The organism is Ruegeria sp. AP12, from assembly GCF_056540025.1.
Map to the genome: position 1 here is coordinate 1 of NZ_JBQFVZ010000200.1, position 722 is coordinate 722.

The 722-nt window shown below is 64.5% G+C and carries 1 protein-coding gene and 1 pseudogene; one reads left to right on the forward strand and one right to left on the reverse strand.

The features are described 5' to 3' along the window. A partial coding sequence (locus ACR0E6_RS22250; RefSeq protein WP_480587457.1) for an MFS transporter occupies window positions 1–418 on the forward strand: 418 nt, incomplete at its 5' end. Here ACR0E6_RS22250 and ACR0E6_RS22255 read toward each other — a convergent pair. After that, window positions 419–722 (reverse strand): annotated as a pseudogene (locus ACR0E6_RS22255) (phytoene synthase); the annotation flags it as partial.

The following is a 722-nucleotide window of genomic DNA, read 5'->3' on the forward strand; positions in this document are numbered from 1 at the left end:
CTTCTTTACCGGCCACTTGATCGCCCGTTTCGGCGTTGAAAAGATCGTTGCGCTTGGCCTTGCCATTCTCGGCGCCGCAGGCGTCGTCGCCCTCCAAGGGGTGGAGCTTGGCAACTTTTTCGTCGCGCTGATCCTGCTTGGGATCGGCTGGAACTTCGGCTTCATTGGCGCGACCTCAATGCTAGCCGATTCTCATGACGTGAGCGAGCGTGGCCGGATGCAGGGCATGAACGACCTTCTGGTGTTTGGCGGCGTGACCTTTGCCTCGCTGGCCTCGGGCGGATTGATGAACTGCTCGGGTGGGTCCCCGGTCGAGGGGTGGACGGCTGTGAACCTCGCTATGGTCCCCCTCCTTACGCTGGCCGGTGGCGCGCTGTTGTGGCTCGTCATGCGTCCGGCCGAGCCTGACACGGTCTGATCACCAAGGGCCCGTGCTGACCGTCCACATCAGAGATATTCTGCGCCCGAGTTCCCCCTGCGAAAGATCCCCGCGCGCGACTCGTGCGGGAGTGGCCAGAACCCTCCGCAGAACCCACTCGGCCTGCCACCCGGCATAGAGCGCCGGGCGAGCAGCGCGGGAAACCTCCGATCGCCTGCTGCGCGCCGATTTCAACCGCCTCAGCGCAGTGTCCCCCAACGCGCGTACTCCGTCCTCAGTGCCGTCAAGCAAGGGAATCCGCCCTCGGGCCTCCAGTTCCGGAATGGCCCGAAACCAGTTTGCG